Genomic DNA, 12,619 nt, shown 5'->3' with positions numbered 1-12,619 from the left:
GAAACGTTAAAAACAACGAACCCGTCCATAATTTTTTTTCCAATTTCTTCATCAAAACTTAACATCCTGATAATCAGTGGTCATCGATCATCAAAATCTACTACCACCCTTTCTGTGACCGGGTGGGATTGGCAGGTGAGGATGTAGCCTTTTTGAACTTCTTCATCTTCCAGTCCCCAGTTTACGGACATTTCCACTTTACCTTCTGCGAGCTTTGCTTTACAGGTTGTGCACACGCCTCCCTTGCAGGCGTAAGGCAGATCAGCGCCTTGCTGCAGGGCAGCATCCAATATGCTCTGGCCCTCATAAGGCAGCTCAAAATTGAACAGGATGCCATCGAGTTTTACACTTACTTTAGCCACCTCACCTTTACTTTCATGTACTATTTGTTCACTGCTGCCAGCTTTTTTCTGCTCGCCAGGCACAGTAAACAATTCAAAGTGTATATGTTCTTTGAGCACTCCTTTATCCAGTAAAAAGTCTCTTACAGTAAAGATCATGGCTTCGGGTCCGCACAAGAAGAATTCATCACAGGTTTTTATATTTATAAGCTTATCGAATAAGAACGTACATTTTGCCCTGTCGATCCTGCCATAATTGATGTCAGCCTCAGTTCTTTCGCGGCTTAGGATATGATAGATGCGGAAGCGGCTCATGAACTTGTCCTTCAATGCTTCCAACTCCTCTTTGAAGATGATGGTGTTTTTGGTGCGATTGCCATACACGAGTGTAAAAGTGCTATGCGGCTCGGCAAGCAATGTTGTTTTAATGATCGAGAGGACGGGCGTAATACCACTACCGGCGGCAAAAGCAACGTAATTCTTTTTATGCAGCAGATCCAGATTGGTATAAAAGTTTCCAATGGGAGGCATGACCTCAAGGAAATCGCCTGCTCTTAATTGTTCATTTGCATAGGAAGAAAAGACGCCTCCCTCCTGCTTCTTAACGGCGACCCTTAAAATATTATCAAATGGACTACTGCATATGGAATAAGTGCGGCGTACTTCAACGCCACCCAGTTCTTTTCGTAAGGTCAGGCTTTGTCCTTGTTTGAACAGGAATATATCTTTCAACTCCCCTGGCACGACAAACGTAATGGAAACACAATCCTCAGTTTCTTTTTCAACCTTTTTAACCTGGAGTGGGTGGAAGTGAATCATAAGGTGAATGGGCAATGGTCAATAGTCAATAGTGAATGGTCAGTCAGAATCACCATTGAAGTTAGGCAATATAGATGACAGATGATGGATGATAGATGATGGAAAAATAAAAGGTGAGTAGTCAAAGACTATTCACCTTTTAGGACAAACTCTTTTATTATCTCTCATCTATTGCGCCAGAGTGCGATCTACTTTATTGTGGATCTTTGGCAGGGATTTGAGATAAGCGTAGATGGCCCTGGCTTCATTATCGGAAAGATCCGGGAATGGGGTCATGGGCGGACGTAATGCCGGTCCGTTTGGTGGAACACCATATTTTACGGCTTTAATAAAATCTTCTTCTTTCCATTTACCGATACCGGTTTCTTCATCCATGGTCAAATTGCGGGATACCACTTTTTCGCCATTCATCCCAGTCATCTCATTGCCGCCACCGAAAAAGCCTTCTGAGTTGGGCGGATTGACATAATCATTCTTGGTGAAATCTCTTGAATGACAACTATAACATTCCACGCGGTGCAGGGCAATGTATTCACCCCATTTCACCAGGTTGGTGGTATCTGGGTCGGGTACAGATTCTTTAGGGAAAGGCATTGGTTTGATCGCACCAATATTGGTAATGAATTTTGACAGGAAGGAATACTGGCTTGGAGGATGCTGGGTATTGTCAGCCTTAACCCATTGATGGTCGGAGCGGAGAAAAGCAATGATCGATTGCAGGTCATCATCTGACATGTGAGACAGTTTCGCCATTATTGGTAAAAAAGTGCCATCAGGCTTTATCCCTGTACGCAGCAAGTATGCTAACTGACCATCGGTCCATTTTCCAATACCGTATTCAGGATCCTGTGTAATGTTTTTTGAGTAGACGACGCCAAACTGAGGAACTTCATCCATTTTTCTTCCAGTCAGCTTATTTGTATTGGGATCCATGTGACAGCCTTTACAAAGCATAGAGGCCAATTTCTGTCCTTTTGCAATACGTTCGGGCGTGACATCTACTTTCAGGTTAACGACTTCCGCTTTACCAGAGGGGATTCCGCGGATGGCTACAAAAGCGGCAAAGCCACCGACAGCAACAAAAACTACTGCTAAAACAATAAGCAGGTAGCGCAGGATTTTCTTCATAATACGTTGGTTATGGTTTGAATCAGAAAAATAAAAAAATAAAATGAATAATAAAAGAGGCAACGGAATGACGAATCCACCAAAGGCGGACGCGTGACGAATTGGAGGAAAACGCTTAGGTTTGCACACCGTTGCTTCACAGCTTTTTTCTGATAAAGTGTGGGAGCAAGCTCATTGATAACATTTTTTCATCTTTAAATTTTAAAATCCTCTTCATACAGGAGCTCATATGCTCTGTTAGAGGGTTGGGGGTATTATATGTCTTTAATTGTTGTAGGTACCATGGCCTTTGATGCCATTGAAACACCTTTTGGTAAAAGTGATAAAATCATTGGCGGTGCCGCTACTTACATTGCCTGGAGCGCTTCTAATTTCACGAAACCCATTCGCCAGATATCTGTTGTAGGAGGTGATTTTCCTAAAAAGGAACTGGAAGATCTGAAAGGACGAGGCGTTGCATTGGATGGTGTGCAAATCAAAGAAAATGAAAAGTCTTTCTTCTGGGCAGGCAAGTATCACCTTGACATGAATACACGCGACACACTGGATACCCAACTGAATGTGCTGGCTGATTTCAATCCAGTAGTGCCGGAAAACTACCAGAACAGCGAGTTTTTGATGCTGGGCAATCTTAGTCCTGCAGTACAACTAAGTGTCATCGAACAGCTCAAAATACGTCCCAAGCTGATCGTAATGGATACCATGAACTTCTGGATGGAAGTGGCGCTGGATGACCTGAAGAAAGTGCTTCAAAAGGTGGATGTGCTGATGGTCAATGACAGTGAAGCACGCCAACTGACCGAGGAATACTCTTTGGTGAAAGCTGCGAAAAAGATCATGAAGATGGGCCCTCAGTATGTGATCATTAAAAAGGGTGAACATGGTGCCCTGTTGTTTCATGGAGACAATGTATTTGTAGCACCCGCATTACCGCTTGAAGATGTTTTTGACCCAACAGGTGCCGGCGACACTTTTGCAGGAGGCTTTATCGGTCACATTGCCCGCACAAAAGATATTTCATATGAAAACATGAAGACTGCCATTATCGTGGGGTCAGCAATGGCAAGTTTTTGCGTGGAGAAGTTTGGAACTGAAAGGCTGAGAGAAATCACGAAGAATGATATTGACCGCAGGTTGGCGCAATTCCAGGAACTGGTGAATTTTGATATCGAGTTAGTCTGAACCGCGGATTAAAAGATTGATAGGATTTTATAAGAATGGAGAGGCCTTTGGGTTTCTCCATTTTTTGTTTGAGTGTAGCAGAATTTTCCGGAGCAGGAGCGCGGCAAGTTATTCATTAAGCATGCATTAATTTCCCTTTGGGTTCAGGGATTGGCTGGCCTAAAGATTTAGCTGTTTCTATCCACTCCTCAATAATTACCTGAACATTCTGTAATGCCTCTGTATAGCTTTGCCCATCTGCATTACATCCTGCTAACTCAGGCACTTCTGCAATGAAAGCATTATCTTCTTTACTCCAGTATATAATAATTTCATATTTACTATTCATCGTCAAGGTTCCAGTTTATACTTTGCAATCAATTCTCTTACTTGTTTTACCAGATATGCTTTAGCCTTATTATCCATTGGTTGGAGGTTGATGATTTCTTCAATTCCCTCTTTGAAATAGATATGATGGCTTCCCTTTGTCCTTTCATTGTACCCCAGGTGTATTAACAATTTACGCAAATCTTCGAAATTAATGTTCCTATCTCATGAGCCTGAAAGGATTTTTATAAAAAGTTTTTCGAACTTACCCATTGCGTTTATTTTAGTTTTCTTGCCAGCACAACCACGTTCTTATACTGTTGCTTCCTACCCTGGAGGTTGAACAATTCAGTATAGATGATGTAAGGACCAATGGGGAGCCGTTGTTTCTTTTCATCCAGTCCGTCCCACTTCCAACTGCCTTTCAAGCCTAAGAGTCCATTTTTGACAAGTGAGCGAACCAATCTGCCAGAGGCGTCGAAAATGAGTATGTTGGCGACATAACCGGTTCCGGAAAGCTGATAGCTGATGGTCGCCATATCTTCATAGCCATCATTATCAGGAGAGAATACTTTAGGTAATACTTCAATTGCTGCATCAATTTGATCTGCCAGCTTGTATTGCGAGTTTTTATATGTTGGGGTGCCATACCCTGCAGTGGAAGCAGCCGAATGCCAGTTGTCCTTGTTTTGGCTCTCTGCCAAAGGATCGATACGCTCCAAGGCAATGCCGTCGTCATTTACAATCAAACCAAAGTGCCAGTCCTTTGAATAAGCCACTTCATCTATCACATCACCCTCACCATTCAATAGCACTACATTCCCTTTATCATCAGGAAATGAAGGCAATGTTGAAAGGACAAGAACGGCTTCAGCATTTTTTACCAGGTATCCTTTCTGCAGGCTTAGGGCATCTTCTGTAATCACTATGTAATCGCCAGGGAAGATGTAATGCGGTAAATCAGAAAGTTTCTTTAAAGAATTAACTGCGCCGGTATCCTTCCTGTTTGCTATATACAACCCAGATGCATCAATTACTTTATTACTACAGTTGTAGAACTCCACATAATCGTATTCACCAGGCCTGGGATTGAATAATATCTCATTGATCACTAGATCTTGAGTTGCCGGAGTTTCAGGCCGACCAATGGATAGTTTAGTTTGTTTATTTATTTCATTACCAGCACAGTCAGTAATCCCTGATACTGAAAGAGCATATACTGTTTTAGTTACAAGAGGCGCCAATAATTGCAACTGCACCTGGGTCCTATCAGGACTTGTGATGGAAACATCTTCAATGGTCACTGCAGGCGTCAGACTATAATGAGATAGAGCAGTCGCACCAGAACTATCTACAGGTTCATCAAACCTAAGTACAATTGTGACGCTATCCTTGAGAAAGGCATTTAAAACAGAAGGCGCTACATCATCCTTATTCACTGCATCCACAGCGTTTTTTCTTCCGGGAGTTCCGCCGGACAAGTGTGTACTGGCTTTCCAATTATTTTGGCCGGAGCAAGGATAATGCGTATCGATCATTTCCAGACTCCAGCCCCCATTGCTCTTAATTTCATTTCCATACCAGCCTGGCAGGTAGCTGACAGCATGTATTGTTGTTCCCTCATTCGAAAGCAGAGATAAAGTGGTTCCTTCATTACTCAAAGCCGGAAAACTACCCACACCCAGTACATTGCCATAGGTAGCCATTGCCAGTGCATTTGTATTGGAAGTGATGATTACAAAACTATCCGCAGGCAAGATATAAGCAGGAAACAATCCACTGGCTGATGATGTAGTAGTCAACTTCCATCCTTTCAGATCGATATCATGACCACTACTATTTTTCAACTCAATGTATTCAGCATTGGGCAAGGCTACAGTTGGGGAAGGATCCGACATGATCTCGTCGATGATCACGGAAAAATTTGATGGTTGATCATAACTAAAAGTTGCTGTGGCTTTATCCATTGCGTTCCCGGCAACATCTTTTATGTTGCTTACATTGAGTGTATGCATCAAAGCGTTACTGAAATCCTTATTGAACACAAGATGCACCAGTGCAGGATTTGTATTGTCCACTTCTATTGATGCAGGCTTTCCGATGTCCGTTACCTCATAATTAGCAGCCGACCGGGCAGAATTGGTATCCAATGCCTCCGAAAACAGGATATCAAGCGAATTAACAGAGGCCACTGTCACGGACTTCAATTCCGGGGGTGTAACATCTGGAGCATAGGCCTGCACAATGATGTCGTCAAAGAAGTGCTTCTGGAAAAAACTGCTGGTGCTTTGCCTGACCAGTATTCCAAAGTATTTTGAAGTGGAGTATGTACTGTCAGCAACCTTGCCTTCATTTGTATAGCCTGCACTATTGGCGTCTTCGCGATACAATTCAAACTCATTACGGGCATTACGGATCACTTTTATTTTCAGTTTGCTACTCGTAGTATTGGTAATGCCATTTACGCCATCGATGATCTTTTTGATGGTTCCTAAAGAGTCTTTACGATACAAACAGATTTCATCATCAGTGTTACCGATACGCACAAAATATCCCGTCGTCTTATTACTGATCAAAATACTGTCTGAAGCAGTGAGGTAAATATCTACATAGTTAGCAGAAGACGTATTGAAATTGAGGGTGACGCTCAACTCCCATTGGGCGCTGGTTGCCAGCGAACTGGGTGTACTGATGTAAAAGCTACTGTTGGCAATTGTGTTGTTGCTCTGTAACTGCAGATTGTTATTGACGATCCAGCTATTGGCAGTACTGGTCCATGGAGGATTGGCGGTAAGATCAATGTCATTGAAGTATTCCGTGAATTGTGCACATACAGAAAAGTGCAACAAATATATTGCTGCAAGTGTAAGCAGTAGTTTCGGTTTCATAGCATTAAATTATTAAGGAATGATAGGAAGTCAAAGCGGGGAAGGGAGATTTTTTGGGCGAAGGCGAGATATGGATCATTGAATGGGATTATACGTTATAAATAAGGTACATATGTCAAAAAAAGATAAATTTTCCTGAAAAATGGAGGCAAATTTGGCTGCAAAGCAATTTCTCTCTACTTTCGTGACTCAATGATGAATTATAAACATACAAAGCGTTCGAAGAAACATTTTTCCAAAAGGGAAGGTGCCTAACGCATTGTGTGTATAAGATACAAACAACAAGCCTTCCCAAAACGGGGAGGCTTTTTTTTAACCATTTAACTCGTAAAACTAAAAACAATGAAAGTCGCTGTTGTAGGCGCTACCGGCCTGGTAGGTACCAAAATGCTGCAAGTACTGGAAGAAAGAAATTTCCCAGTGAGTGAATTAATTCCTGTTGCTTCTGAAAAGTCTGTGGGCAAGGAAGTTATTTTCAAGGGCAAGCCATACAAGGTAGTAAGCATGCAAGATGCTATTGCTGCAAAGCCACAACTGGCACTGTTTTCTGCAGGCGGCAGCACTTCGCTGGAATGGGCTCCTAAATTTGCTGAAGCCGGCATTACCGTTGTGGACAACTCCTCTGCATGGCGTATGGATCCAACCAAACCACTGGTAGTACCAGAAGTGAATGCGGACGTGTTGACTCCTAACGACAAGATCATTGCTAACCCTAACTGTTCTACGATCCAAATGGTAGTAGCATTGAACCCTCTGCATAAAAAATACAAGATCAACCGCGTGGTAGTTTCTACCTACCAAAGTGTTACCGGCACTGGTAAAAAAGCTGTTGACCAATTAATGGGCGAGCGTGATCAATCTGTTGCGGGAAAGAATGGCGACTATGGTATGGCTTACAAATACCAAATAGACCTGAACGTGATTCCCCAAATCGATGTATTCCTGGACAATGGTTACACTAAAGAGGAAATGAAAATGGTGAACGAAACCAAAAAGATCATGCGCGATGACAGCATCCGCCTGACTTCTACTACGGTTCGTATTCCTGTTATTGGCGGCCACAGCGAGGCTGTGAACATCGAGTTTGAAAACGACTTTGACCTGAACGATGTAAAGCAATTACTGGCTGAAGCGCCGGGTGTTGTATTGCAAGACGAACCTTCCCAGCAATTGTATCCAATGCCTTTATGGGCACATGAAAAAGACGAAGTATTTGTTGGCCGTATCCGCCGCGATGAATCTCAGCCTAAAGCGCTGAACCTGTGGTGCGTGAGCGATAACCTGCGCAAGGGTGCTGCGACTAATGCAGTTCAGATTGCGGAGTACTTGTCGGAGAAAGGATATTTGGGATGAGAATGGATGATAGATGATAGTAAAAAATAACTTAGAATCCTAACAGGTGTAAGCCTGTTAGGATTTTTTATTTAAAAGTCTAGTTGCTCAGCAGGTAAGATGTTACATTGATTTCATTTATTGAGAGACGTCTAAAGCTTTATAAAGCCTTAGACGTCTTGCTGCAAAGTGCGGTTGATAAATTGCAAAAGGGGCATTAATGTTTCAAAAGCAGCAACCGTTTTTTTGTGCAGGGAAGCCTGTGTCAGTTCTTCATTGCTAACAGGCGTTTCGGCAATGAAACTTTTCAGCTTCAGGTAGTCGATGGCTGGATTGTCTTTTTCATAGCCTTTAGGATTGGTGGACAGGCTTAGCCCTTCTCCCCTGTACAAGTCGCTATAAGTAGCTTTGAATTTTTTCTCCTGCAGAATGCCCCCGAACTCCTCCCAGCAGTAATCAATTTCCTGTCGCATATTCTTCAATGATGTATTGTCTGGCATCCACAAGCCGCCTCCGATAAAGCTTGCACCTGGCTCACAATGGAAGTAATACCCTGCAAAAGGAGACTTTCTCCCTCCCATCTTGATGCTGGCACCGAAGTTGGTTTTATAAGGTGTTTTATCTTTTGAAAAACGGATATCCCTATTAATACGAAACACGCAGTCCCGCGCAGACAATCCGGCAATAGTGAGGTCTTTCCGTTGCAGATCGTCGATCACCAGTTGTATAAAGTTCTGGAAGTCAATCTTGGCAGCTTCGTATTGCTTTCGATTGGCATCAAACCAAGGTTTGTTATTATTCTTCTTTAGTTGCGTTAAAAAGCGGAGTGTTTGGGGCTCAAGCATAAGTAAATTTGTGAATCCCGTAAAACGGGACAAGGTTATGCAAATTTGAGGATTTGAACATGAAATTTACAATAGTTAATTTTCAAATGACTCAACCTGTCCCTTATTTCAGGATTCTCAAACTTTCAAAATTGATTTATGCCCAACACGCTTATCCATACCATAGAAATTTATAAGCTTTATATACCACTTAAAGAGCCGTTCGTTATATCGCTGGGCCCTATCAATGAAGTGCAAAACGTTGTGGTGGTTATCCGCACATCAGACGGTTTTACAGGTTGGGGCGAATGCAGTCCGTATATGACCATTAATGGAGAAAGTATTGATACCTGTTTTATAGTCGGTCAATATCTTGCAAAAGCCCTGAAGGGCCGGAATGCGTTAGACCTGGAACATTGCAGCAGTGTCATGGATGGAATTATTTATGCCAACACCAGCATCAAAAGCGCTTTTGACATTGCGTTGCACGATATTGCCGCGCAACATGCCGGTCTGCCCTTATATCGTTTTTTAGGAGGTGAAAAGAAAAAGGTCATACAAACAGATATGACGGTGAGCATAGGTACACCAGAAAAGATGAGAGCGGATGCGATCAGGTTTACAACCAAGGGCTTTCCTGCCATTAAGGTGAAACTAGGAGAAAGCAAGGAGAAAGATGTAGCACGTATTAAAGCCATCAGGGAGGGCATTGGAAATGAGATTCCGTTGCGTATTGATGCCAACCAGGGATGGGCAACGGCTGATGAAGCTATTGAAGTGCTGAAGGCTTTAGCGCCCTATGATATTGAGCATTGCGAAGAGCCTATACCACGGTGGCGTTTTATGGAATTAGGAAAGGTATCCGCAGCAAGCCCTATACCCATCATGGCAGACGAAAGCTGCGGTGATGATCATGATGCAGAGCGGCTGATACAACTGAATGCCTGTAAAATGCTCAATATAAAGCTGGGGAAATCGTCGGGTTTTTTGAAGGCAAAAAAGATCGTGCAATTGGCATCTAATGCAGGCATGCATTTACAAATCGGCGGCTTTATGGAGAGCAGGCTGGGCATGACAGCGGCAGCACACTTTGCTTTGCTGCATGATTCTATTGAACATTATGACCTGGATACGCCACTAATGTTTGCAGAAGACCCGGTGGAGGGAGGGATTGTTTATGGGGAGAAGGGAGTGGTAGAGGTGCCGGAGGTAGTGGGATCGGGAGCAAGGGTGAAGGAGGAGTATTTGAGAGGGGCAGAGCGCGTGATGGTATGATGCAGCTACGCATAAGCATAGCCGCACGATAAAAACAAATATTCAACTACACCATCACTTCTTCAATTCTGCTAAAGCCTTCGGCAGGAACGAGCCGCTCCCAAAGAATCTTGTAAATGGTCTCAGCAATGGGAATTTCGGCTTTGATGTTTTTGTTGATGTTGTGCATACACCGAGATGCGTAATATCCTTCAGCTACCATATTCATTTCCAATTGGGCGGACTGCACCGTGTAACCTTTACCGATCATATTGCCAAATGTGCGGTTACGGCTATATGGAGAATAACAGGTAACCAGGAGATCGCCAAGGTAAACAGAAGCGGCATAGTTAATGTCTTTCTGGTGCGTATCCGGATTGGTATGGTGCTCACCTACCACAATATGCTTTATGCCAGTTGTACGCAGAAAGCTGGCCATTTCATCGGCACTATTGGCGATGTATACACTCAGGAAATTGTCACCGTAATCCAGCCCGTGTGCGATACCGGCTCCAAGGGCGTAAATATTCTTCAGCACAGCTGCATACTGAACACCCAAGATATCATTGTTGATGACCGTATTGATATAGCAAGTACTAAAGCAGGAGGCAATCTGCTTTGTTGTATTCACATCAACTCCTGAAAATGTCAAGTAAGACAGTTTCTCTGAAGCTACCTCCTCGGCATGGCAGGGCCCCAAAAGGGCAAAATAGTTTTCAATGGAAACCCCAAAATGTTGTTGCAGGTATTCGTTCACTAATATATCGGCACCGGGCACCAGGCCTTTGATGGCAGACAACACTTTTATATTTACCATCAGGTCTTTGTCCAGTCCTGCACATACCTCTTCCAAATAAGCAGAAGGCACTGCCAGGACAATAACGTCAGAGGTCGCAATTACCTCATTGATGTTATCGTTCATGGTCAGCAACGAAACATCAAAATAAGCGGAACTCAAGTAATGTGGATTATGCCTGCGATTCTGGATATACTGAATGGTATCTGTCTTGCGCACCCACCAGTTCACATTATGTCCATTATCAGTAAGAATCTTTACCAACGCGGTAGCCCAACTGCCACTGCCAATAACTCCAAACTTGAAATTCATGAATATTGGGATGTTTATTTTTTCTCGATCAGTTCTTCTTTCGAAGCTACTACTTTTACTTTGGTTCCTGGTTTTAATGTTTTACTGATTGCATTGTATGGCGCTGTTATTACCTGTTCACCGGGTTTTATGCCACTCAATACTTCTATATATTCAATATCCTGTATTCCAGTTCTGATCACCCGTTTTTCGGCTGCGCCTTCTTTGTTCAATATAAAGACTACTTCTTCCAGGTCGTCGGTTTGCACAAATGAAGTCTCTTCGGCCTCGGCGTCTTCTTTCTTCTTTTTTTCCTTCTTTTTATCCTCTACACTTTCATCGCTACCTTTTACACGGGCAGCAACAGCAGTAATTGGCACAGAAAGTACATTGGTTTTGGTATTTGTTTTAATATCAGCATTGGCATTCATGCCAGGCCGGAAAGGAAATTTTTTAGGCTTTGATGGATCTACCAGGTCCTGGTAAGAAGCGGGGTCGAGGCGTATACGTACTTCATAATTGGTAACGTCGTTCGAAGTTATTGTCTGACCGCTTTTACTGGTACTGCTGGCAATTTGCGTTACAACACCTTTGAACTTACGGTTGTTATAAGCATCCACTTCCACGTCGGCAGAGTCGCCAATACTTACTTTTACGATGTCGTTTTCACCAACATCCACTCTTACTTCCATTGTACTCAAATCGGCTACTCTCATCATTTCAGTACCGGCCATTTGCGCCGTTCCTACTACTCTTTCACCTGCCTTTACATTGAGCATGGAAACCACACCGCTCATAGGAGCCGTTATCGTAGCCCTGCCCAGGTTTTTATTGGCGGCAGTCAGCTGAGTTTGCATGCTTTGCACACCGGCCTGCAGGCTACGGATGTTTTGCAGGGCTGCATTGTATTGTGCCTGAGACGACTGGTATTTTGCTTCCAACTGCTCCAGTTCAGCCTTGGAGATCACCTTGTCGTCGTACAATTGCTTGTTGCGGTTGTATGCTAAGCGGTCTTGCTCTAACTGTGCCTTTAACGCTGCAAGGTTGGCCTGGCTATTGGCAACAGTAGCCTGCGACTGGGAAACCCTGGCGACAGCTTCGTCGCGCTGTGAAGAATAGATATCAGCATATATTCTTGCCAGCACCTGGCCTCGCTTTACACTATCCCCTTCTTCCACAGTCAGTTCCACAATTTCACCAGATATATCGGGACTCACTTTTACTTCCACTTCGGGATATACTTTCCCGCTTGCATTTACGGTTTCAACAATTGTACGCTTACCAGCTTTTTCAACGGTTACTTTTACTTCCTTACCGGAAGAGCCGCGGAGCAACTTACCGGCAATCAGCAGTACTACTATGGCACTGACGCCGATCAATATCCATTTAACTGTTTTGTTCATAAAAAGATGATTTCAGATTTTGGGATTCAGGGATTGGGTACACACGGATGATTCG

11 protein-coding genes are annotated in these 12,619 nt (G+C 43.3%); 3 read left to right on the top strand and 8 right to left on the bottom strand.

The features are described 5' to 3' along the window. Positions 1–80: 80 nt before the first annotated feature. Together paaE and OCK74_RS19615 are read right to left on the bottom strand one after the other, a co-directional pair. Entirely contained in the window at positions 81–1,160 is a 1,080-nt protein-coding gene (gene paaE, locus OCK74_RS19620) for a 1,2-phenylacetyl-CoA epoxidase subunit PaaE (RefSeq protein ID WP_279298782.1), read from the bottom strand. 168 nt (positions 1,161–1,328) lie between these two features. Then, positions 1,329–2,288: a c-type cytochrome gene (locus OCK74_RS19615; protein WP_279298781.1), complete on the bottom strand. Its 960-nt coding sequence runs from the start codon at positions 2,286–2,288 to the stop codon at positions 1,329–1,331. A gap of 258 nt (positions 2,289–2,546) precedes the next feature. On the opposite strand from OCK74_RS19615, the gene OCK74_RS19610 reads away from it, so the two are divergent. After that, positions 2,547–3,470: a PfkB family carbohydrate kinase gene (locus tag OCK74_RS19610; RefSeq protein WP_279298780.1), complete on the top strand. Its 924-nt coding sequence runs from the start codon at positions 2,547–2,549 to the stop codon at positions 3,468–3,470. Between the two features lie 115 nt (positions 3,471–3,585). Here OCK74_RS19610 and OCK74_RS19605 read toward each other — a convergent pair whose 3' ends face one another. The 3 genes from OCK74_RS19605 to OCK74_RS19595 form a co-directional block, all read right to left on the bottom strand. Then, positions 3,586–3,798 (bottom strand): type II toxin-antitoxin system HicB family antitoxin, encoded by a 213-nt coding sequence (locus OCK74_RS19605; RefSeq protein ID WP_279298779.1) that lies wholly within the window; start codon positions 3,796–3,798, stop codon positions 3,586–3,588. 2 nt (positions 3,799–3,800) lie between these two features. Then, on the bottom strand, positions 3,801–3,977 hold the full coding sequence (locus tag OCK74_RS19600) for a type II toxin-antitoxin system HicA family toxin (protein WP_279298778.1): 177 nt from the start codon (positions 3,975–3,977) through the stop codon (positions 3,801–3,803). A 77-nt stretch (positions 3,978–4,054) separates the two neighbouring features. Continuing rightward, the gene (locus OCK74_RS19595) at positions 4,055–6,664 is read right to left on the bottom strand and encodes a lamin tail domain-containing protein (protein WP_279298777.1); all 2,610 of its coding nucleotides are present in this window, start codon (positions 6,662–6,664) and stop codon (positions 4,055–4,057) included. Between the two features lie 342 nt (positions 6,665–7,006). Here OCK74_RS19595 and OCK74_RS19590 point away from each other — a divergent pair, with 342 nt between their 5' ends. After that, positions 7,007–8,017, top strand: coding sequence for an aspartate-semialdehyde dehydrogenase (locus tag OCK74_RS19590; RefSeq protein ID WP_279298776.1), 1,011 nt, complete (start codon positions 7,007–7,009; stop codon positions 8,015–8,017). 149 nt (positions 8,018–8,166) lie between these two features. Here OCK74_RS19590 and OCK74_RS19585 read toward each other — a convergent pair whose 3' ends face one another. Next, positions 8,167–8,841, bottom strand: a complete 675-nt coding sequence (locus tag OCK74_RS19585; RefSeq protein WP_279298775.1) for a DUF2461 domain-containing protein — start codon at positions 8,839–8,841, stop codon at positions 8,167–8,169. 138 nt (positions 8,842–8,979) lie between these two features. Here OCK74_RS19585 and OCK74_RS19580 point away from each other — a divergent pair, with 138 nt between their 5' ends. Next, positions 8,980–10,095, top strand: coding sequence for a dipeptide epimerase (locus OCK74_RS19580; protein WP_279298774.1), 1,116 nt, complete (start codon positions 8,980–8,982; stop codon positions 10,093–10,095). Positions 10,096–10,141: 46 nt separating this feature from the next. Here the strand turns inward: OCK74_RS19580 and OCK74_RS19575 are convergent, their stop codons facing one another. Next, complete coding sequence (locus tag OCK74_RS19575) at positions 10,142–11,182, bottom strand: NAD(P)H-dependent glycerol-3-phosphate dehydrogenase (protein ID WP_279298773.1); 1,041 nt, start codon at positions 11,180–11,182, stop codon at positions 10,142–10,144. Positions 11,183–11,196: 14 nt separating this feature from the next. Further along, entirely contained in the window at positions 11,197–12,564 is a 1,368-nt protein-coding gene (locus OCK74_RS19570; protein ID WP_279298772.1) for an efflux RND transporter periplasmic adaptor subunit, read from the bottom strand. Positions 12,565–12,619 lie beyond the last annotated feature (55 nt).

The organism is Paraflavisolibacter caeni (assembly GCF_025628885.1).
GTDB classification, from domain to species: Bacteria; Bacteroidota; Bacteroidia; order Chitinophagales; family Chitinophagaceae; genus Flavisolibacter; species Flavisolibacter caeni.
The sequence above is the reverse complement of the archived record's forward strand: the minus strand, read 5'-3'. Positions and strand labels throughout refer to the sequence as shown.